The organism is Variovorax sp. 10N412 (genome assembly GCF_056394985.1).
This window is the reverse complement of record NZ_JBFTIO010000001.1, coordinates 1043022-1062886: the sequence shown is the minus strand read 5'-3', so window position 1 is coordinate 1062886 and position 19865 is coordinate 1043022. Positions and strand designations below refer to the sequence as shown.

The following is a 19865-nucleotide window of genomic DNA, read 5'->3' as shown; positions in this document are numbered from 1 at the left end:
GTCAGTCGTAGCGCGGGCCACCGGCCTCTTTTTCCACGCGTTGCCAGATCTCGATGGCCATCGGGTCGTCGATCTCCTCGAGGATGTGGCCCACCAGGCCGATGGCGCGCGCCATCACGCCGAAGCCGCGAATGATCTTCCACGGAAAGCCGAACTCCGCCGCAATCGCGCCGATGGCACCGGTCGCGTTGATCGGCAGCGATTTGCCCGACACGCGCTCGGCCTCTTCCTGCACCGCCTGCAGCAGCGCGACGTAGTGGCTGGAGAGGCCGTTCTCCGCCGCGATCTGGAACAGCCGCGGCGTGCGCGGGTCGATCGGCTTGTGCAGCGGATGGCCCAGGCCCGGCACGATCTGCTTGCGCGCGCGGTGGTCGGCCACGATGTCCCGTGCCATGTCGGCCAGCGGGCGCGTGGGCTTCTCGCCGAAGGGAATCGCCTCGTAGAGCATCCGGGCCGCGCCTTCGGTGCTGCCGACGAACACCGTGCCAAGGCCGCACAGGCCGGCTGCCACCGCGGCCTGCAGCGCCTCGGGGGCGCCCGCGTAGGTGAGCCGCGCGGCCAGTGCGCTGGGCGTGATGCCGTGCTCCACCAGCGTGACGACGATGGCGTTGAAGGTCACCGACTCCTGCGGCGTCGGGATGCGCCCGGTCAGCTCCAGGAAGGCCATGTCGCCCAGGTTCAGGTGGCCGAGGATCTCGGAGGGCAGGTCGCGCCCGCGCACGGTGATCTTGTCCGGCGTGCTGTGGCCCAGCTCGGTGTGCAGCGATTTCTTGATTTTCGTCATGGCTGCGAATCTAGTCCTCCAGCGCGCGAGGAGGTTCTCTGATTGCGAAACCCTCCCTTCGGCAAATGCAAATGCCCGCCGCCGGGGTCTTGGGGCACGCTGCGGTTCGTCTTTGCAACGCAACGAGGCAACCCCACACATGGACTCCGAATCACTCGCGGCCGTGCGCGAAGCCGCCCTGGACTACTTCGTGCGCAGCCGCGCCATCGCCCGGCGGCGCAGCGGCATGGAACAGCCGCATGCCGACGAGGCCGAAGGCTGGCGCCACGTCGCCGAGCTCGGCTGGCCCGGCATGCTGGCACCCGAATCGGCCGGCGGCCTGGCGCTGGGTCTCGACGGCGCCGCCGAAGTCTTGCGCGCCGCTGGCGAGCACGTGGCGCCCGAGCCGCTGCTGGCCGTGGCCGGTCTCAGCGCGCTGCTGCTGGCACGTCTGGACACACCGCCGGCCCGCAGCCTGCTGGTGGAGCTTGTCGCCGGCCGCAGCCTGCCCGCGCTGGCCTGGCAGGAGAGTGCCGGGGACCTGAGCGCGGTGCCGCTGGCCTGCGGTTGCGAAGCGCGCGGGGGCCACGCCGGCGGCGTGCTGCTGCAGGGTGAGAAGCTCATGGTGCTGCCCGGCGCGGCCGCGAGCGGCTGGCTGGTGTCGGCGCGCGGCAACGACAACGCGGTGCTGCTGTGGGTGCCGCGCGGCACCGAGGGCGTGACGGAAACCCCGGTGCCGCTGGTCGACGGCGGCCAGGCCTCCAACCTGCGCTTCGAGCAGGTCGCGCTGCCCCCCGGTGCGGTGCTGGCCGAAGGCCCGGCCGCGCAGGACGCGCTGCGCCATGCGCTCGCGGCCGGGCAGATCCTGCAATCGGCCGAGCTGCTGGGCGCAGGGCAGGCCATGCTTGCGCAAACGCTGGCCTACCTGCGCACGCGCTCGCAGTTCGGCAAGCCCATCGGCAGCTTCCAGGCGCTGCAGCACCGCTGCGTCGACATGTTCATTCACCTCGAAGTGGCGCAGGCCACGCTGGACGAGGTGCTCGCGCTGGCGGACAAGGGGCTCGCACCGGAACGGCTCGAGGCCGAGGCCAGCCGCGTGAACGCGCGCTGCACGTCCGCCGCGCTGCAGGCGTCGCGCGCTTGCGTGCAACTGCATGGCGCCATCGGCTACACGCAGGAGTGCGACCTGAGCCTGTTCTACAAGCGCGTGCTGTGCCTGTCGGCGTGGCTGGGCAACGCCAGCGCGCACCAGCGCCGGCATGCGGTGCTGGCCGGCGAGGCCGAGGCGGCCACCGGCGCCGCCACCTGGACCGGCGAGTTCCCGCGCACTGCCGACTGGTCCGCGATGCCAGAGGCCGATTTCCGCCGCATGGTGCGCGCCTTTCTGCAGCAGCGCTACCCGCAGGCGCTGCGCTACCTGTCGCACCGCGCGCGCTGGAGCGAGATGCGCGACTGGTACCTCACGCTGTCGGCGCAAGGCTGGATCGCGCCCGCCTGGCCGCAGGCGCACGGCGGCATGGGCCTGCCCGCCGACAAGCTGATCGCCTGGATCGAAGAGCTGGAACAGCACGGCGTGGCGCGTGCGCCCGACCAGGGCATCGTGATGATCGGGCCGCTGCTCATCCAGCACGGCACGCCCGAGCAGCAGCAGCGCTTTCTGCCGCGCATCCTGAGCGGCGAGAACATCTGGTGCCAGGGTTACTCGGAGCCCAACGCCGGCTCCGACCTCGCGGGCCTGCGCACCGAGGCGCTGCCCGCGCGCGACGCGCAGGGCGAGCACTTCGTCGTCAACGGCCAGAAGATCTGGACCACGCTCGCGCAGGACGCCGACCACATCTTCATGCTGGTGCGCACCGGCAAGGACGCACGCAAGCAGGAGGGCATCAGCTTCCTGCTGTGCGACCTGCGCACGCCGGGCGTCACCATCCGCCCGATCCACACGCTCGCGGGCGAGCCCGAGTTCTGCGAGGTGTTCTTCGACAACGTGCGCGTGCCGGCCGAGAACCTCGTGGGCAAGCTGCATGGCGGCTGGACGATTGCCAAGGCGCTGCTGGGCTTCGAGCGCATCTTTCTGGGCAGCCCCAAGCAGTCGCAGTACGCGCTGGGCCAGCTCGCGCGGCTGGCGCAGGCGAGGCGCCTGTTCGCCGACCCGGTGTTCGCGCAGCGCTTCGCGGCGCTGCGGCTCGACGTGCTCGACCTGTCGGCCGCCTACACCGGCTTCGCGAACATCGTGCGCGCGGGCAAGCCGCTGCCCGCGTCGGTGTCGCTGCTGAAGATCTGGGCCAGCGAGACCTTTCACCGCATCGGCGCGCTGCTGGTCGAGACGGGCGAGGAGCAGGGCGCCGTCGCCGGCGACCAGTTGCTCGACGGGCAGACCTTCAACGTGCTCTCGCCGCTCATCGGGTCCACGGCCGCAATGATCTACGGCGGCACCAACGAGATCCAGCGCAACATCCTCGCCAGGCAGGTTCTGGACCTGCCGGCCTGAGCGATGCGGCCGCCGAAGAATTCATAACAGGAGACAACGCTCATGACATCGACCCACTTCTCGCGCCGCCACCTCATGGCCGCGATGGCAGGCGGCGCGGCACTCGCTGCACTGCCTGCCAGCGTGTTCGCGCAGCAACCCTTGCCCCCTCTGCCGTCTCTCATCAAGCTGGTGGTCGGCTACTCCGCCGGCGGTCCGGTGGACGGTGCGGCCCGCCTGCTGGCCCCCGCGCTGAGCCAGGAGCTGGGCACGCAGGTGATCGTGGACAACCGGCCCGGCGCGAGCGGCTCGCTGGGCGGCGACGCCGTGGCCAAGGCCGCGCCGGACGGCGCGATGCTGTTCTTCGGCGCCAGCCCGACCATCACCATCAACCCGAACGTGCAGCGCAGGATGGCCTTCGACCCGATGAAGGACCTCACACCCCTCGCGCCGCTGGTGGACTACACCAACGTGCTCGTCGTCAACAACGACGTGCCGGTGCGCAACGTGGCCGAGCTGCTGGCCTATGCGAAGGCGCGCCCCGGCAAGGTGTTCTACGGCTCGGCGGGCGTGGGTGCGTCCAACCACCTGAGCGGCGCGCTGCTGGAGAAGATGACCGGCGTGCAGATGACCCATGTGCCCTACAAGGGCAGCGCGCCGGCGCTGGCCGACGTGATGGGCGGCACCGTGACCATGATGTTCGACATCATCGCCACCTCCAAGCCCTTCATCCAGTCGGGCAAGGTGCGCGCGCTGGCCGTGACCTCGCGCCAGCGCAACCGCATGCTGCCCGACGTGCCGACCATGGTCGAGTCGGGCGTGCCGGGCTACGACGTGGGCGGCTGGTTCGGCCTGTACGGCCCCGCGCGCATGGACCCGGCGCTGGCCGCGCGTATCAACGCCGCCGCGCAGAAGATGCTGGCACGCGAAGACATCGCGAACCGGCTGCGCGAGCAGGGCTACGACGTGTGGTCGGGCGCGGCCGAGGTGCTGGCGACCAAGGGGCAGTCGGACCGCAGGCTCTGGGCCACGGCGTCCAAGGGCATCGAGGCCGAGTAAGCGATGCAGCGCATTCATCACCTGCTGGAGGCGCGCGCGGCGCGCACGCCCGACACGGTCTTTCTCTTCGAGCCAGGCGGCACGACGACCTATGCGGCCTTGCAGGCGATGGTCGACGCGGCCGCGCAAGACCTGCGGAACGCCGGCGTGCGGCCGACCGACCGCGTGGTGCTGGTGGCGGAGAACTGCGCCGCCCACATCGCGCTGATCATGGCCTGCAGCCGCGTGGGGGCGTGGTCGTGCGGCGTGAATGCGCGCATGTCGCCGGGGGAGATTTCGGCCATCGTCGATCGGGCCGATGCGCGGCTGTGCTGTTTCACCGTCGCCGCGTCGGAGGCTGCCCAAAAGCATGCGCAACGCGCCTGTGCACAACCCGCCGCGTTGCCGGGCGTGATGCGCTCGGCCGTGCGTGCCCAGGCGCGCACCGAGCCCGACGCCGCACTCGCCGACACCGCCGCGATCATCTTCACCTCCGGCACCTCGGGCACGCCCAAGGGCGTGATGGTGTCGCACGGTGGCCTGCTGCACTTCGGGCGCGTGTCGGCGCAGGTGCGCGCGCTGGGCGAGCGCGACCGGGCCTACGCCTTCCTGCCGATGACGCACATCTTCGGCATCGGCACCGTGCTGATGGCCGCGCTCACGGGCGGTGCGTCGCTGGTGCTGCGCGGCGGCTTCTCTCCGGCCGACATGCTGCAGGCGCTGGCCCACGAACAGGTGTCGAACCTGCTCGGCCCGCCGACGATGTATGCGCGCCTGCTCGCGCACATCGAGGCCGAGGGCATCGCGCCGCGTTTTCCGCAGCTTCGCTACGTGTACACCGGCTCCGCGCCGCTCGACCTGGCGCTCAAGCAGCGGGTGGAGGCCTTGTTCGGCCAGCCGCTGCACTACGGCTACGGCCTGTCGGAGTACGCGGGCTCGGTGTTCCTCACGCGCACCGAGGCGCCGCGCGCTGACACATCGGCGGGCTACGCGGTGGCGGGCGGCGAGGCCCGCATCGTGTCCGTCGACGGCCACGATGTGGCGCCGGGCGACACCGGCGAGATCTGGCTGCGCGGGCCCGGCCTGATGCTGGGCTACTTCCGCGACGCCGGCGCCACGGCCCAGGTGACGCGCCCCGGCGGCTGGTATGCCACCGGCGACCTGGGCCGCTTCGACAGCGACGGCGCACTGTTCGTGGTCGGGCGGCTGAAGGAAATGATCATCCGCTCGGGCTTCAACGTGTACCCGGCCGAGATCGAGGCGGTGATCGGGCGCTTCGGCGGCGTGCACGTGTGCGCGGTGGTGGGCGTGCCGGAGGCCGACGGCAACGAGCAGATCGTGGCCTTCGTCGAGCTCAAGCCCGGCGCGTTGCTCGACGAGGCGGCGTTGCGTGCCCATCTGGTCGAGCACCTCTCGCCCTACAAGCGGCCGGCGCGCATCGAGGTGATCGACGCGATGCCCACCACGGCCAACGGCAAGCTGCTCAAGCGCGCGCTGCAGGAACGCTGCCGCCTGCCTTGAGGGGGAGGCCCCTTCGGGTCTTCGGGCGTTCTCCTGCACGCAGGCGCGCCGGCGTCCTCCAGCCCGGTGCCGCCATGCGCGCCATCGTGCGGTCTTCTACAAAGGACACCCACCATGGCCGATGACCTGAGCAAGCGCGGACCGCAGGACGCCGCCCGCATCAACGTGAACGAGCTGCACGAAGTGCGCTACTGGACCCAGACGCTGGGCGTGACCGAAGCGCAACTGCGCTCGGCGATCGCCGCCGCCGGCGTCGAGGTGAAGGACGTGCGCACCTACCTCGGCAAGCCCTGAACCGGGCCCTGGCCGCGCCGTGCGGCGCCCGCCGGGCTGCCAGGGTGGTCATCGTAGGCACGCTCCTACACCCGTTGCCAGGGGTGGGCACGATACTCGTATTTCCCCCTCTCGTTTCAGGAAGTACACCGTGACCGTGCCGTTCAACCCTGCACCCGTGGCCGCCGCGCGATGAAAGCTTCTCCCAGCGCGCGCAGCTGGATCGCCGCCGGCGTGCGCCACGAACTCTTGACCCGGGCCTTGCCGGCCCTGCGCCACGACATGGCGGCGCCCGTTTCGGTGATCCGCATGGCGCTGCTGATGCTCAAGCGCCAAGTCGCCGCGCCCGCCATCGACCCCAAGGCCTGCGAGGAACGCGTGGCGCTGATCGACAACCAGGTGAGCGAACTGGTCGAGGCTATCCGTTCCCTGCGCGACTGGGAACTGGCCACGACCGACGATGGCATCAGCCGCAGCGCGCTGGTGGCGCAATGCGTGACGCTGATGCGCGCCGCCTTCGACCTGCACGGTGTGTCGCTCGAGACCGACGACGCGCTCGCGCCGCAAGAGGGCGAGCAGCGCTGGCCCGCCGCCGCCGCCTTGCGCTACCTGTTCCTGGGTTCGCTGGGCTTCCTGCACGACAGCGTGGACGACGCCGGCGCCATTCGCGTCGTGGCGGACGGCGCCAATGCGCTGCGCCTCACGGCCGTGCCACGCGAGCCGGGTGCCACGCATGCGGTGTTCGAAGCACACCGTGCGCCGCGCGCCCTGGCCATCGACGCGGTCGCGCTGCAGAGCCTGGCCGAAGACCTGGGCTATGCCGTGACGCTGGAGGCGGACAGCGTGCGCCTGGTCCTGGCCACCGGCAACTGAGCCTTGCTGTTGCTGGCCGGCTTCGCCGCGCCCTTGCGCGAGGGCACGGCCACCCGGGTGGCACGCCGCTCGCGCGCCTGGCCTTGGCGTTGCACCTTCAGGAAGGCCAGCATCCGGCGCTCCGCCGCATGCAGCCCGCGTGAGGTGCGGGCCTTGCTGCTGCCGCCGATCTTCTCGAACAGCGCGCTCGTGGCCTCGTCGCCGTCCGACAGCGCGCTACCCAGCGCCAGCACCGCAGGGTGCACATAGGCCTTCTTGCAGACAGCGGGCGTGTTGCCCAGCTGCTTGGCCACGGCCGCCAGGATGTCCTTTGCCGTGTAGCGGGTGCCATCTGCGGCGGCGCGGCCGGGCTCGCAAGCCAGCCGGGTGAGTTCCAGCGCCTGCACGGTACCGTGCCAGGTGCGGAAGTCCTTGGCCGTGAAGCGTTCCCCGCGCGCGGCCTCGGCCAGGTATTCGTTCACGTCGGTGGACGACACGCTGTGCGGCACGCCGTCGTCGTCCGCGTACTGGAACAGCGTCTGCCCGGGCAGTTGCTGGCACTGGCGCACCACCTTGGCCACGCGCGGGTCGTCTAGCCTGGCGTCGTGCATCACGCCGCTCTTGCCCCGAAAGCGCAGCCGCAGCGCCTGGCCCTGCACCGCCGCATGGCGGTTGCGCAGCGTGGTCAGGCCGTAGGAGCCGTTGGTGCTCGCATATTCCTCGTTGCCCACGCGCAGCAGGGTGGTGTCGAGCAGGCGCACCACCGCGGCCAGCACCTGGCTGCGCCCGGGCGTCTTGCTGCCCCGGGGCAATTGCAGGTCGCGCGCCACACGGGCGCGGATGCGAGGCAGCGCCAGGGCGAAGGCCTCGAGGCGCTCGAACTTGCTCTCGTCCTTCATCGAGCGCCAGTCGGCGTGGTAGCGGTACTGCTTGCGCCCGCGCGCGTCGATGCCTGTGGCCTGCAGGTGGCCGTTGGGCAGCGGGCAGATCCACACCTGGGTGTAGGCCGGCGGAATGGCCAGCATGCGGATGCGCGAGATCTCGTCGACATCGCGCAGCCACCGGCCCTTCGCGTCCCGGTAGCGAAAGCGCTCGCCGTGTTTCAGGCGCTGGATGCCCGGCATGTCGGGGTTCACGTAGACCAGCCCGTTGGCGATGGGCGTGGGCTTCGACGGGGGCTTGGCAGCGGGGGCGGAAGAAACGGTGGTGGCCGGCATGGGGTGAGATGGTGAAGCGACAACCCGCTTGTGCCAGCGCCGACAATGGCCGCCTGTAGGACGCCGCAAGAGCCGGCCGTGCGCTGGGCGCGCTTGTTGCTTTTGCCGTCGCATTCCCTTTTCTTTTTCTTTCGATCGACCACCCGAATGACTTCCCTCGCGTCTTGCGTCTTCACCGCCCGCTGGCTGGCAGTGCCCGCCGCGGCACTGCTTCTCACCGCGTGCGCGGCCACATCCACACCCACATCCACGCCGGCAGCATCGGCGCCGGCGCCGGCCGCACCCGTGAAGGTCAAGGTCTTCGTCGCCGCCATGTTCGAGATCGGCCAGAACACGGGCGACCGCGCCGGCGAGTTCCAGCACTGGTACGAGCGCTACTGGAAGGGCGCCAGGCCCTTGGCCGTGCCGGGCGCGCTGCAGCCGGTGTACTGCAACGCCGACGGCGTGTGCGGCGCGGTGCTGGGCATGGGCAAGGTCAATTCGTCGTCGTCGATGCAGGCCATCCTGCTGAACCCGCAGCTCGATTTCTCGCAGGCCTACTACGTGATTTCGGGCGTGGCCGGCACGCCGCCTTCGCGCGGCACCATCGGCGAGGTGAGCTGGGCGACCTGGCTGGTCGACTACGACCTGGGCCACCGCTGGGCGCCCGAGGAGAACAAGGCCGGCGAGCCGACCTTCATGCCGCGCAAGGGCTACGAGGACTACCGCCGCTTCCGGCTCAACCCCGACCTGGTGAGCTGGGCCATGAAGCTCTCGGGCGACACGCCGCTCAAGGACTCCGAGTCGGCCCGCAAGTACCGCCTGCGCTACCCCGACGCGGCCGCCCGCCGCGCGCCCTTCGTGGGCACCGGCACGCACATGACCGGCGACACCTTCTTCCACGGCCCGGGCATGTCGAAGCAGGCGCAGTACATCGCGAAGCTCTACGGCGCGGACGACTACGTCATCACCGAGATGGAAGCCGCCGCCATCACCCTCGTCATCAAGCGCACCCACGGCACCGACCGGGTGATGAGCCTGCGCGGCGCGGTCAACTTCGACCAGGGCAGCCCGAAGGAAACCACGCTGCAGCACCTGGACCCGGCGCCGGGCGAGACGGCGGGCGGCTTTGCGGAGACGGTGGAAAACATCGAGCTGGTGGGCAGCCGCGTGGTGGACCACATCGTCGCGAACTGGCCGACGTGGTCGGTGGGCGTGCCGAAGCCCTGAACACCACCGCTCAAGGCGCCGCAGCTTGCAGGTGCCAGGTCACCGTGAAGTCGAACGGTGTCCAGCGGCTCACGGCAACGTCCGCCTGCCGCAACCCGCGTCCGGTCCAGGTGTTGCAGGTCTCGAACAGGTTGTAGCCGCCATTGGCCTCGTAGAAGGCGTCCTGGTCGTCGTAGTGCGCGCCTGCGATGGGCGTGGCCCGGCCCTGGGGCAGGGCGGCTCGGACGTAGCCGACCAACCGGGCGTACTGCGCCTGCGACAGCGGCAGCGCGTAGGCGCCGCGCCCCAGTTGCCCGCGCCGCAGGTAGCTCACATGCAACAGCGCGCGGTTGCCGCCCGACAGCGCCCCGAAGGCGCGCGACGCCGTCAGGTCGGCCCAGGTGGGCGTGTTCAGGTAGAACTCGCGGTCGCCCCAGCCGATGGCGATGAACTCGGCATCGGGCGGCGGCGCGCGAAAGTCTTGCAGCGGGAACACCTGCAGCCAGTCGACGGCGGCCGAGCGGATGGGGAACACGTAGTCGGTGTGCACGCCGTTGCTGAGCACCCAGGCCTGCACCTCGGGCGCGGCCTTGCCTGGCGACTTGGCGTTGGCCGGCCAGAACATCAGCGCGCAGGCCGTCGCCACATAAAGGCCGACCAGCGCCGCGAAGCCCAGCAAGGCGAAGGCGACGCGGCGCAGCCAGCGTTTCATCGCGGGCCCATTCAGAACAGCGACCCCGTGGTCGCCACCGGCTGCGTCGCCGCACGTCCCGGGCCGGCCGGCGCCTGCGCCTCGGGGCTGTCCGCCCTGGCCAGCGCCCCCACGCGCACGCCCAGCAAGCGCAGCGGCCGCTCCAGCGGCACGCGCTTGAGGCACTGGCCGCCGGTCTGGCGGATGGTCTTCGCGTCGGCCGTGAAGCGCTCGATGGTCTGGTCGCGCGTGGCGATCTTGAAATCGTCGTAGCGCAGCTTGATGCCGATGGTCTTGCCCACATAGCCCTTGCGCTGCAGGTCTTCGGCCACCTTCTCGCACAGGTGCGTGAAGATCGCGCCCAGCTCGGCGCGGTCGCGCACCGCATGCAGGTCGCGCTCGAAGGTGGTCTCGCGGCTCATCGACACCGGCTCGCTCTCGGTCACCACGGGCCGGTCGTCGCGGCCCCAGGACACCTCGTGCATCCAGGCGCCAGTGGCCTTGCCGAAGGTGGCCATGAGCCAGTCGCGGTCGCGCGCGGCCAGCTGGCCCACCGTCTCGATGCCGAAGCGCTTGAGCTTCTCGTCGGCCTTGGGGCCGATGCCGTTCACCTTGCGGCAGGGCAGGGGCCAGATGCGGCTTTCCAGGTCGCCCTCGTACACCACCGAGATGCCCTTGGGCTTCTCGAACTCGCTCGCCATCTTGGCGATGAGCTTGTTGGGCGCCACGCCGATGGAGCAGGTGAGGCCGGTGGCGTCGAGGATGGCCTTCTGGATCAACCGCGCCAGCGAGCGCCCGCCGTCGCGCTGGCCGCCGGGCACGTCGGTGAAGTCGATGTACACCTCGTCCACGCCGCGGTCCTCCATGAGCGGCGCAATCTCCAGGATCACCTGCTTGAAGGCGCGCGAGTAGCGCCGGTATTCGTCGAAGTCCACCGGCAAAATGATGGCCTGCGGGCACAGCTTGGCGGCCTTCATGAGCCCCATGGCCGAGCCCACGCCGAACTGGCGCGCCGGGTAGGTGGCGGTGGTGATCACGCCGCGGCCGGTGTAGTCCTTGAGCCGGGGAAACGAATCGACCGGAATGTCGGCCAGCGTGCCGCCTTCGGGCAGGTCGCGAATCGCCTCGTCCACGCGCCGCCGCCCGCCGCCAATCACCACCGGCAACCCCTTGAGCTGCGGATAGCGCAGCAGCTCGACGGAGCCGTAGAAGGCGTCCATGTCGAGGTGCGCGATGCGGCGGATGGGGGGCGCTAATGGGGAGGACGGGTTCTGGGAACTCACGGCAACAATTGTCTCCCGGCCCGGCGCCGCGCGCCCGCGCGGGGCGATTGGGTCAGCGTGTTTCCACGGTCGTGAGCAGGGGCGAGTCGAACATCGCCACCGGCGAGATGACGGGCTCGTCCATCGGCACCCTGTCGCCGTAGCGCTCGCGCATCTTGGCGCGCACCGCCGGGTCGTTCAGGTTGAATTCGCGGATCTTCTGCAGCTCGCCGATGCGCACGCCCAGCGCGCGCTGGTAGAGCTTCCACACCAGCTCGGAACAGTAGATGCGCCCGTCCGACCATTCGAAGGTCAGGTCGTAGGGGCGGCCTTCGAAGTCCGAGGTCTTCGCGTGCAGGCGCGCGATGGCGCCGGGTGTCAGCAGCGCGTCGGCATTGCGCTGCCGCTTCGCCACGTAGTGCCCGCCGTTGCCGCGCGCCGTCCACTGTGCCAGCGGCGTGTAGCGCACGGTCTGCACCGCCTCGAACACGTAGGGCTTGCCGCCGCGCAACAGCACGATGCCCATGTGGCTGTAGCGGGAGCCGGTGGCGCGCTGCACCGCGACGCTCTGGGCCGAGCGCGAGGTGTGGAAGACGATGTCGCCGTCTTTCAGCGCGGCGGCGTGGCTGGTGCCGAAGGGCAGGGCGTACAGGAGCAGCGCGAGCGCTGCGGACAGAGGCAGCGCCAGCGCCGCGGGGAGCTTGAAGGTCATGTGGCGCGCATTGTGCGGCACACCTCGCGCCTAGCCAGGCAACCGCGAACCTGACCGCCACCTGCGGGCGCCGCGGGTCATTGCTTGCGCACTGCAGCATGGCGGTGCCATCATCCGCGCCATGCAAACCGTCGCCTCCATCCTCTGGCGCAGGCTCGACGCACCGGGTCACGATGCCTGCCGTCTCGAACGCAACGCCTCGGCCTGGCAGCTCGACGGCGCGGCCGTGTTCCGCCTGGAAGGCGGGCGCATCGGCCAGTTGCACTACCGCGTGCGCTGCGACCTGCACTGGCACACGCAATGGGGCACGGTGCGCGGCTGGCTGGGGGATGCGGCGGTCGACCTGTCGATTGCCCGCGACGCGCGCGGCCACTGGAAGCTCAACGACGAGGCGGTGCCCGACCTGTCGCACTGCGTGGACCTCGACCTGGGCTTCACGCCCGCCACCAACCTGCTGCAGCTGCGCCGGCTCAACCTGGCACAGGGCGAGAGCGCCGATGCGCCGGCCGCCTGGGTCGACCTGGAGGGCGGCGGCGTGCTGAGCGAGCTGGCGCAGCGCTACCGGCGCACGGGCGACGGCGAATACGCCTACGAAGCCAAGCGCTTCGACTATGCGGCCACGCTGGGTGTCACTGAAGACGGCTTTGTGCGCGACTATCCGCGGCTCTGGGCCGCCGACAACTGATCAGTCGAACTGCGACCGATCCCCCGCCACCAGCGCGCGGTTGCGCCGGCGGTCGGCGGCGATTTCTTGCACGAAGTCGTCGCTGCTTCCACCCGCCGGCAGGTTGTACGCACCGCGCAACCGCTCGCGCACCGCTTCGCTCCCGAGCACCCGGTTGACCTGCGCATTGAGCCGCTGCACCAGCGCCGCCGGCGTGCGCGCCGGCGCGAAGATGCCGAACAGCGAGTCGCGGTTGGCCTTCTCGAAACCCAGTTCCGCCAGCGTGGGCACCGCGGGCAGCGCCTCGATGCGCGCGGGCGCACCGACCGCCAGTGCCTGGAAGCGCCCGCTCTCGATGTACTGCAGCTGCTGCGCCGCGACGTTGGTCGACAGCACCTCGAACTGCCCGCTGAGCGCATCGTTGAGCTGCGGCCCGCCGCCCTGGTAGGGAATGTGCGTGATGTCGGTGCGGCTTTGCATGCGCACCTGCGCCAGCACCATGTGGCCGATGGTGGCCACGCCCGACGTGGCCCAGCGCACGGCGCCCGGCTGCTGGCGCGCCTGCGCGATCAGTTCGCCGAAACCGCGCCCCGTGAAGGCCGGCGTGCCGACCACCAGCACCGGCGTGCGCATCACGCTGGCCACGGGCACGAAGCCGCGCAGCGGGTCGTAGGGCACGCGCGCGAGCAGCGGGTGCAGCGTGAGCGGGCTGATGGCGGAAAAGGCCAGCGTGCTGCCGTCGGGCGCGGCGCGCGAGAGCGCGTCCATGCCCAGGCTGCCGCCCGCGCCCGGGCGGTTCTCGACGAGCACCGGCACGCCGAGCGCCTGTGCGAGCGGCTCCGCCAGCACGCGCGCCATGCCGTCGCTCACGCCGCCGGGCGGGTAGACCACGATCAGGCGCAACGGGCGGTTCGGGCCCGCGGCGTGCAGCAGGCGCGGCGTGGCGCACACGGCGGCCAGCGCGGTGCCTGCCTGTCGAATGAACGCGCGGCGCCGAAGCGGGCTCATGGCTCCGGGCTCTCGGAGGCCAGCCGGCGCAGCAAGGCGGCGAAGTGCCGCGCGGGCAGGTTGTCTTCCTCGGCGCGCGACACCAGCGTGAGCGGCGCGTCGAGCTGCCCGCCGTCGGCCAGCCGCGCATAGGCGATCGCGTGCGCGTGCACGCCGGTCATCGAGGCCGGCACCACCGACAGGCCGACACCGGCGGCCACGAGGTTCAGGTTGGTCATCATGCGATCGACTTCGGCCACCACGCGCGGGCGCAGGCCCTTGGCGTGGCACAGCGCGAGCAGGTCCGCATAGAGGCCGGGCGCGCCCGGGCGCCGCACGAGGATGATGCCTTCCTCGCACAGCCTGTCCAGCGGCAGCGCGCGCGAGCCCTTGCCCCGACCCACGGCCAGGCGGTGGTCGCTGGGCATGGCCACCCACACCGGTTCGCGCAGCAGCGTCTCGAACACCAGCCCCTCGGGCCGCGCCACCGGCACGCGCAGCAGGCCGCAGTGCAGGCGGCCTGCCGCCAGCGCCTCGGTGAGTTCGGCCGCGTTGTCTTCGCGCAGCTGCAGCGCCACCTTCGGGTACGCGCGGCGGAACGCGCGCAGCGCCTCGGGCATGAAGCGGTGCGCCGCGGCCGAGCTGGTGAAGCCGACCGCCAGCGTGCCGGCCTGGCCGGTGGCCACGTGCGCCATGCGCTGCTTCATGGCCTCCATGTCCTGCAGCATGCGCAACGCCTCGGCCTGGAACAGCCGGCCCGCGTCGGTGAGCGCCACGCCGCGCGGATGGCGGCGAAACAGCAGCACGCCCAGCTCGCGCTCGAGCGACTTGATCTGCAGGCTCAGCGGCGGCTGCTGGATGCCCAGCTGCTCGGCCGCGCGCGTCATGTGGCCGGTCTCGGCCACGGCGGCGAAGTACCTCAGCGCCCGGATGTCCATGTGTCTCTCATATGTTTTTTATATAGCGAGTGCCACTTTATTTTATTTGACCCTAAGTCACCCGTGAATCTATCGTCCGGCCGCCCATTCAAAAAGCGGCCCACCGAGGCCGCACGACGGAGACAAACCCATGCGCACACCGCGCCCCGCACCGAAGTTTCGTGTTGTCCTTTGCGCGACCGGCCTGTCGCTGGTCCTTGCTGCCTGTGGCGGCGGAAGCGGAGGGGGAGGCGGAGCAGGCTTCTTCCTGCCGACGGCGCCTTCCGCCGGCAGCGCCCCGCCGGCCAACGATCCACCGGACAACCTGCCGGCTCCGCCCGTGCAGCCGGTCGTCGCTTGCGCCGACCTGTCGGGCAAGAGCCTGCCCGCGGCGCTCATCGGCCTGCCCACGCAAGGCGCCACCGTCACCAGCGCCACGCCCGTGGCCGCCGGCGACGCGGGCAACACACTCGGCGACCACTGCCGCGTGCGCGGCACCATCCAGCCCGTGGACGCGAGCGCGTCGGTCATCAACTTCGCGGTCAACCTGCCCGAGCAGTGGAACCGCAAGACCATCCATTTCGGGGGCGGCGGCTTCGACGGCGTGCTCATCGACGGCACCGAGGTCATCCGCTTCGGCCCCGCCGGCAAGCCCGCGCCGCTGGCGCTGGGCTACGCCACCTACGGCGACGATTCGGGCCACCAGTCGGGCAGCATCACCGACGGGCGCTTCGCCGCCAACGACGAGCAACTGGCCAACTACGGCGGCAATTCGCTCAAGAAGACGCGCGACGTGGCGCAGGCGCTGGTGCTCGCGCGCTACGGCGTGGCGCCGAAGCATGCCTACTTCCTCGGCACCTCGACCGGCGGGCGCGACGCGCTGAGCTACATCCAGCGCTGGCCGCTGGACTACGACGGCGTGATCGCCAACGAACCCGCGCTCAACTACACCGGCACGCGGCTGTCGAACGTGGCCGTGGGGCGCGCGCTGTACGCCAACGGCGGCGCGGGCTGGATGAACGTGGCCAAGACGCTGCTGGTGCAGAAGGCCGCCATGCAGGCCTGCGACAGGCTCGACGGCGCGGCCGACAACATCGTGAGCAACGTGGAAAGCTGCCGCCTGCTGAACGCGCAGGTCCTGGCCTCGCTGCGCTGCAGCGGCGGCACCGACACGGGCGACAGCTGCCTGTCGGACGCGCAGATCGCCACCGTGCGCACCATCGAGTCGCCGCTGGACTTCACGACCTATGCGCTGGCCAACGGCGTGAGGCGCGCGGGCGGCTACAACCTGCTCGAAGGCGCGCTGGTGGCGGGCCCGTACACCTCGCGCGACCTCGGCACGCGCAAGGTGCCGGGCAATCCGGCCACCTCGGCCGACGCCAACGTGTACCTCACCGGCGACCAGTGGGTGAAGTACTTCGTGACGCGCATCGCCGGCTTCGACACGCTCGGCTTCGACCCGCTGGACCCGGGTGCCTACGCGGCGCGCGTGACCGAGGTGTCGAACCTCACCGACGCGACCAACCCCGACCTGGCGCCGTTCTTCGCGCATGGCGGCCGGCTCATCATGCTGCACGGCCTGGCCGACGAGGTGATCAGCCCGAACTCGACCATCGACTACTACAAACAGCTCCTCGCCACGGTGGGCCAGGCGGCGGTCGACCAGAACGTGCGCTTCTACACCGTGCCCGGCATGGGCCACGGCACCGGCAGCTTCATTCCCAACTGGGACTCGCTGGCCGCGCTCGAGGGTTGGGTGGAAGGGGGGCTCGCGCCCGCCACCGGCGTGGCGGTGGATGCGGTGGCCGGCACCTACGGCCGCACGCGCCCGCTGTGCCAGTTTCCGGCATGGCCCAAGTACCGCGGCAGCGGCAGCCTGGACGCGGCCGTCAACTACAGCTGCGTGACCGAAGTCGGCGACCCGCTGGCCTGCCCGAACCTGCCCGCCTCCGTGACCAGCTACAAGGGCGGCAACAGCTTCGGCGAAGAGCTGCGCGTGCAGATCGATCCGGCCACCATGGCCTATACCGTGACCATCGATGCAAGCCTGCAGCGCGCCGCCGGCACGCAGCGCACCGGCTCGCTGGTGTCGGAGGGCAGCTGCAGCTACGCCAGCGGCGAGAGCGGGGCGGTGTTCAGTTTCGGCGCCGGCGGCGTGCTGTCGGGCGGCGTGAACGCCCCGAGCGGCGGCGGCTTCGCACCGCTGGTGGCGTTCCAGAACACCTTCGAGAACACGGCGGCGCCCGCGGTGTTCAACCCGGTGGCGGCCGTCTTCAATGCGGTGGGCGTGCAGCAGGGCACGGGCGGCACGGCGGCGCATGCATCTTCGGTGCGGCTGCGCAATGCGGGCACTTTCCAGTACTGCCGCGACGCGGTCACCGGCCGCTTCGTCACCTACGACGCCGCCTGCACGCAGACCGAGAAGGGCTACATCAACTACAACGCCGCGCATGGCGCCTTCGACCTGTTCTCCACCTCGCCCACGGGCAGCGCCGTCACCACCGGCGGCACGCTCACCGGCTCGATGGTGATCGGGCTGGTCAATGGCGTTGCCGTGCCGCTGCACCTGGTGCGCGAGTCGGCCGCCAATGCGGGGCTGCGCGTGTTCGGCCTGCAGCAGAGCCTGGTGACCGGCGCGGCCGACGGCAGCTATGCGCTGGTCAGTGTCAAGGGCGAGAACCACGATGCCACGGTGGCCGGCAGCGGGTTCAATCTCGCCGGTGCGGCCGCGGTGCTGAGCTACGACACGCCCGTGCCCGGCGTCGTGCAGGCCGATGCAGGCCGGCCGGGCAATTTCATTTTCAACAGCGGCGTTCTCGCATTCGTTTCCAACCCGGGCACGAATGCGGCGCTGGAACTCGGAGTACGGCATTGAACAAGGCAAACGGCCATCACCTGACAGTCATCGCGGCATTCGCCCTGCTCGGCCTGGCGCCGATGCTGTCCGCACATGCGGCAGCACCGTCCGCGCCCAAGGCCGCGGCCTGCCCCTCGCCCGTGCCCGACGCCGCGCGCTGCTACACCGGAGACGACGGCACGGGCGCCCTGTACTGGATCGCCATTCCGAAGGACTGGGCCAGGGACGGCAAGGGCGTGCTCGTCATGCACGCCCACGGCGGCCCCGAGACCGGGCCGCCCAAGCTGGCGCGCAGCGAGGAAGACCTCAAGCGCTGGGCCGTCACCGTGAAGGCCGGCTACGCCTGGGCCGGCTCCACCTACCGGCGCGGCGGCTACGGCGTGACCATGGCGGCCGAAGACACCGAGCGCCTGCGCCGGGTCTTCGTGCGCTACTTCGGCCAGCCGCGCCGCACGCTGCTGCACGGCCAGAGCTACGGCGGCGGCGTGGCCGCGAAGGCGGCCGAACTGTATGCGCCCGCCGGCGATGCGAAGAGCCCCTACGACGGCTTGCTGCTCACGAGCGGCGTGATCGGCGGCGGCAACAGCAACTACGACTTCCGCCTCGACCTGCGCGTGGTCTACCAGTACGTCTGCCGCAACCATCCGCGCCCCGACGAGCCGCAGTACCCGCTGTGGATGGGCCTGCCGGCGGATTCGAAGCTCACGCGCGCCGACCTCGCCGAGCGCGTGAAGGAATGCACCGGCGTCGGCCTGCCCGCCGCGCAGCGCACGCCCGAGCAGGCGGCGCACCTGAAGACCATCCTGTCGGTCGTGAAGATCCAGGAGCGCTCGCTGCTCGGCCACCTCACGTGGGCGACCTGGCTGTTCCAGGACCTGGTGCAAAAGCGCCTGGACGGGCGCAACCCCTTCGGCAACATCGGCGTGGTGTACACCGGCTCGGCCGACGATGCGGCGCTGAATGCCGGCGTGGCGCGCTACGCGGCCGACCCGCAGGCCATGGGTGCCTTGGCGGCGGACAGCCAGCCGACCGGCCGCACCGCGCTGCCCACCGTGGGCCTGCATGCCATCGACGACCCGACCGCCTTCGTCGAACTGGAGAACGCGTACCGCCGCATCCGCGACGCGGCCGGCACCGGCAGCCTGCTGGTGCAGAGCTTCAGCAGCGAGCGCGAGCACAGCTACCTGAGCGACTCGGAATACCCCGCGCTCTTCGCCGCGCTGCTCGACTGGATCGACAAGGGCGAGAAGCCCACGCCCGAAGGCCTGGCGCAACGCTGCAAGGCGCTCGCGGCGCGCTACGACACCGACGGCAAGAACGGCTGCCACATCCAGCCCGCGTGGCAACCGCCCACGCTCGAAAGCCGCGTGCCCGCGCGCGCGCCCTGATTTTCTTTTCCACGTTATGGAGACTCCATGAAAAAACTGTTCGCTCTCGCGGCGCTCGCCGCTGCCGCCGTCGCTGCCCACGCGCAGGACTTTCCCGGCAGCAAGTCGATCACCATCATCGTGCCCTTCGCGGCCGGTGGCCCGACCGACCGCGTCGCGCGCGACCTGGCCGAGGCGTTGCGCAAGCCGCTGGGTGGCGGCACCGTCATCATCGACAACGTGCCCGGCGCGGGCAGCTCCATCGGCGCGGCCAAGGTGGCGCGTGCCACGCCCGACGGCTACACGCTGCTGCTGAACCACATCGCCATGGCGACCGTGCCGAGCTTGGTGCGCAACGTGCCGTTCAAGGTCGAGACCGATTTCGAGTACCTGGGCATCGTCAACGACGTGCCCATGACGCTCATCGCCAAGCCCAGCATCCCGGCCACCAACCACAAGGAACTGGCGAGCTGGATTGCCGCGAACAAGGGCAAGATCAACATCGGCAACGCGGGCGTGGGCTCGGCGTCGCACCTGTGCGGCCTGCTGTACCAGAGCGCCACCAGGACCGAGATGACACCCGTGCCCTACAAGGGCACCGCACCCGCCATCACCGACCTGATCGGCGGGCAGATCGACCTGCTGTGCGACCAGACCACCAACACCACGCCGCAGATCCAGGGCGGCAAGGTCAAGGCCTATGCGGTGACCACCCCGCACCGCCTCACGCTGCCGCTGCTGAAAGACCTGCCCACGCTGGACGAAGCCGGTCTGAAGAACTTCCAGGTCACGATCTGGCACGGCCTGTATGCGCCCAAGGGCACGCCGGCGCCGGTGCTGAAGAAGCTGAACGACGCACTGAAGGTGGCGCTGAAGGACCCGGACTTCATCCGCCGCGAAGAACTGCTGGGCGCGGTGGTGGCCACCGACGGGCGCATCGAACCGGCAGGCCACAAGAAGTTCGTGATCGATGAAATCGCGAAGTGGACGCCGGTCATCAAGGCGGCCGGCGTGTACGCGGACTGATCGCTACCCGCTATCGGCACGCCGTTGCGCGCGGTGCGGGATCCTTGCGGCGCGATCAAAAGT

At 70.6% G+C, this 19865-nt stretch carries 17 protein-coding genes; 10 read left to right on the top strand and 7 right to left on the bottom strand.

The annotated features are described in order from the left end of the window. Window position 1 precedes the first annotated feature (1 nt). Window positions 2–784 (bottom strand): citryl-CoA lyase, encoded by a 783-nt coding sequence (locus tag AC1DJH_RS05235; protein ID WP_478184941.1) that lies wholly within the window; start codon window positions 782–784, stop codon window positions 2–4. A gap of 139 nt (window positions 785–923) precedes the next feature. Between AC1DJH_RS05235 and AC1DJH_RS05230 the strand changes: the two genes are divergently transcribed. The 5 genes from AC1DJH_RS05230 (at window position 924) to AC1DJH_RS05210 (ending at window position 6935) form a co-directional block, all read left to right on the top strand. Beyond that, on the top strand, window positions 924–3251 hold the full coding sequence (locus AC1DJH_RS05230; RefSeq protein ID WP_478184940.1) for an acyl-CoA dehydrogenase: 2328 nt from the start codon (window positions 924–926) through the stop codon (window positions 3249–3251). Between the two features lie 42 nt (window positions 3252–3293). Beyond that, on the top strand, window positions 3294–4289 hold the full coding sequence (locus tag AC1DJH_RS05225; protein WP_478184939.1) for a Bug family tripartite tricarboxylate transporter substrate binding protein: 996 nt from the start codon (window positions 3294–3296) through the stop codon (window positions 4287–4289). 3 nt (window positions 4290–4292) lie between these two features. Then, window positions 4293–5789 (top strand): class I adenylate-forming enzyme family protein, encoded by a 1497-nt coding sequence (locus tag AC1DJH_RS05220; protein WP_478184938.1) that lies wholly within the window; start codon window positions 4293–4295, stop codon window positions 5787–5789. Between the two features lie 114 nt (window positions 5790–5903). Beyond that, window positions 5904–6083, top strand: a complete 180-nt coding sequence (locus AC1DJH_RS05215; RefSeq protein WP_435435151.1) for a DUF3606 domain-containing protein — start codon at window positions 5904–5906, stop codon at window positions 6081–6083. A 171-nt stretch (window positions 6084–6254) separates the two neighbouring features. Next, window positions 6255–6935: a hypothetical protein gene (locus AC1DJH_RS05210; RefSeq protein WP_472116297.1), complete on the top strand. Its 681-nt coding sequence runs from the start codon at window positions 6255–6257 to the stop codon at window positions 6933–6935. Here the strand turns inward: AC1DJH_RS05210 and AC1DJH_RS05205 are convergent. Further along, window positions 6878–8131, bottom strand: coding sequence for a DNA topoisomerase IB (locus AC1DJH_RS05205; RefSeq protein ID WP_478184937.1), 1254 nt, complete (start codon window positions 8129–8131; stop codon window positions 6878–6880). The two genes, AC1DJH_RS05210 and AC1DJH_RS05205, sit on opposite strands and share 58 nt — an antisense overlap. A gap of 147 nt (window positions 8132–8278) precedes the next feature. Between AC1DJH_RS05205 and AC1DJH_RS05200 the strand changes: the two genes are divergently transcribed. Further along, window positions 8279–9340, top strand: coding sequence for a purine-nucleoside phosphorylase (locus AC1DJH_RS05200; protein WP_478184936.1), 1062 nt, complete (start codon window positions 8279–8281; stop codon window positions 9338–9340). 10 nt (window positions 9341–9350) lie between these two features. Here AC1DJH_RS05200 and AC1DJH_RS05195 read toward each other — a convergent pair whose 3' ends face one another. The 3 genes from AC1DJH_RS05195 to AC1DJH_RS05185 all read right to left on the bottom strand — a co-directional run bounded on the left by AC1DJH_RS05195 (window position 9351) and on the right by AC1DJH_RS05185 (window position 11984). Next, on the bottom strand, window positions 9351–10031 hold the full coding sequence (locus AC1DJH_RS05195; RefSeq protein ID WP_478184935.1) for a TIGR02117 family protein: 681 nt from the start codon (window positions 10029–10031) through the stop codon (window positions 9351–9353). Window positions 10032–10042: 11 nt separating this feature from the next. Continuing rightward, window positions 10043–11230 carry a Y-family DNA polymerase gene (locus AC1DJH_RS05190; protein ID WP_478184934.1) on the bottom strand — a complete coding sequence of 396 codons (1188 nt, stop codon included), beginning with the start codon at window positions 11228–11230 and terminating at the stop codon, window positions 10043–10045. Between the two features lie 115 nt (window positions 11231–11345). Further along, the gene (locus AC1DJH_RS05185; RefSeq protein WP_478184933.1) at window positions 11346–11984 is read right to left on the bottom strand and encodes a YiiX family permuted papain-like enzyme; all 639 of its coding nucleotides are present in this window, start codon (window positions 11982–11984) and stop codon (window positions 11346–11348) included. Window positions 11985–12105: 121 nt separating this feature from the next. On the opposite strand from AC1DJH_RS05185, the gene AC1DJH_RS05180 reads away from it, so the two are divergent. After that, the gene (locus AC1DJH_RS05180) at window positions 12106–12669 is read left to right on the top strand and encodes a putative glycolipid-binding domain-containing protein (RefSeq protein ID WP_478184932.1); all 564 of its coding nucleotides are present in this window, start codon (window positions 12106–12108) and stop codon (window positions 12667–12669) included. Here AC1DJH_RS05180 and AC1DJH_RS05175 read toward each other — a convergent pair whose 3' ends face one another. Further along, complete coding sequence (locus AC1DJH_RS05175; protein WP_478184931.1) at window positions 12670–13656, bottom strand: Bug family tripartite tricarboxylate transporter substrate binding protein; 987 nt, start codon at window positions 13654–13656, stop codon at window positions 12670–12672. It abuts the gene before it with no gap. Then, the gene (locus AC1DJH_RS05170; protein ID WP_472116320.1) at window positions 13653–14573 is read right to left on the bottom strand and encodes a LysR family transcriptional regulator; all 921 of its coding nucleotides are present in this window, start codon (window positions 14571–14573) and stop codon (window positions 13653–13655) included. The genes AC1DJH_RS05175 and AC1DJH_RS05170 overlap by 4 nt, the downstream gene beginning before the upstream one ends. 130 nt (window positions 14574–14703) lie before the next feature. Between AC1DJH_RS05170 and AC1DJH_RS05165 the strand changes: the two genes are divergently transcribed. The 3 genes from AC1DJH_RS05165 to AC1DJH_RS05155 all read left to right on the top strand — a co-directional run bounded on the left by AC1DJH_RS05165 (window position 14704) and on the right by AC1DJH_RS05155 (window position 19802). After that, window positions 14704–17427, top strand: a complete 2724-nt coding sequence (locus tag AC1DJH_RS05165; RefSeq protein ID WP_478184930.1) for a tannase/feruloyl esterase family alpha/beta hydrolase — start codon at window positions 14704–14706, stop codon at window positions 17425–17427. 62 nt (window positions 17428–17489) lie between these two features. Beyond that, a complete protein-coding gene (locus tag AC1DJH_RS05160) occupies window positions 17490–18797 on the top strand; it encodes an alpha/beta hydrolase family protein (RefSeq protein WP_478184999.1) in 1308 nt (435 codons plus the stop codon). A gap of 27 nt (window positions 18798–18824) precedes the next feature. Beyond that, a complete protein-coding gene (locus tag AC1DJH_RS05155) occupies window positions 18825–19802 on the top strand; it encodes a tripartite tricarboxylate transporter substrate-binding protein (protein WP_478184929.1) in 978 nt (325 codons plus the stop codon). The last annotated feature ends 63 nt before the right edge of the window (window positions 19803–19865 follow it).

Bases quoted from the DNA above. Each gene is read 5' to 3' on its own strand.
- AC1DJH_RS05235 (WP_478184941.1), bottom strand. From the start codon at position 784: ATGACGAAAATCAAGAAATCGCTGCACACCGAGCTGGGCCACAGCACG.
- AC1DJH_RS05230 (WP_478184940.1), top strand. From the start codon at position 924: ATGGACTCCGAATCACTCGCGGCCGTGCGCGAAGCCGCCCTGGACTAC.
- AC1DJH_RS05225 (WP_478184939.1), top strand. From the start codon at position 3,294: ATGACATCGACCCACTTCTCGCGCCGCCACCTCATGGCCGCGATGGCA.
- AC1DJH_RS05220 (WP_478184938.1), top strand. From the start codon at position 4,293: ATGCAGCGCATTCATCACCTGCTGGAGGCGCGCGCGGCGCGCACGCCC.
- AC1DJH_RS05215 (WP_435435151.1), top strand. From the start codon at position 5,904: ATGGCCGATGACCTGAGCAAGCGCGGACCGCAGGACGCCGCCCGCATC.
- AC1DJH_RS05210 (WP_472116297.1), top strand. From the start codon at position 6,255: ATGAAAGCTTCTCCCAGCGCGCGCAGCTGGATCGCCGCCGGCGTGCGC.
- AC1DJH_RS05205 (WP_478184937.1), bottom strand. From the start codon at position 8,131: ATGCCGGCCACCACCGTTTCTTCCGCCCCCGCTGCCAAGCCCCCGTCG.
- AC1DJH_RS05200 (WP_478184936.1), top strand. From the start codon at position 8,279: ATGACTTCCCTCGCGTCTTGCGTCTTCACCGCCCGCTGGCTGGCAGTG.
- AC1DJH_RS05195 (WP_478184935.1), bottom strand. From the start codon at position 10,031: ATGAAACGCTGGCTGCGCCGCGTCGCCTTCGCCTTGCTGGGCTTCGCG.
- AC1DJH_RS05190 (WP_478184934.1), bottom strand. From the start codon at position 11,230: ATGGACGCCTTCTACGGCTCCGTCGAGCTGCTGCGCTATCCGCAGCTC.
- AC1DJH_RS05185 (WP_478184933.1), bottom strand. From the start codon at position 11,984: ATGACCTTCAAGCTCCCCGCGGCGCTGGCGCTGCCTCTGTCCGCAGCG.
- AC1DJH_RS05180 (WP_478184932.1), top strand. From the start codon at position 12,106: ATGCAAACCGTCGCCTCCATCCTCTGGCGCAGGCTCGACGCACCGGGT.
- AC1DJH_RS05175 (WP_478184931.1), bottom strand. From the start codon at position 13,656: ATGAGCCCGCTTCGGCGCCGCGCGTTCATTCGACAGGCAGGCACCGCG.
- AC1DJH_RS05170 (WP_472116320.1), bottom strand. From the start codon at position 14,573: ATGGACATCCGGGCGCTGAGGTACTTCGCCGCCGTGGCCGAGACCGGC.
- AC1DJH_RS05165 (WP_478184930.1), top strand. From the start codon at position 14,704: ATGCGCACACCGCGCCCCGCACCGAAGTTTCGTGTTGTCCTTTGCGCG.
- AC1DJH_RS05160 (WP_478184999.1), top strand. From the start codon at position 17,490: ATGCTGTCCGCACATGCGGCAGCACCGTCCGCGCCCAAGGCCGCGGCC.
- AC1DJH_RS05155 (WP_478184929.1), top strand. From the start codon at position 18,825: ATGAAAAAACTGTTCGCTCTCGCGGCGCTCGCCGCTGCCGCCGTCGCT.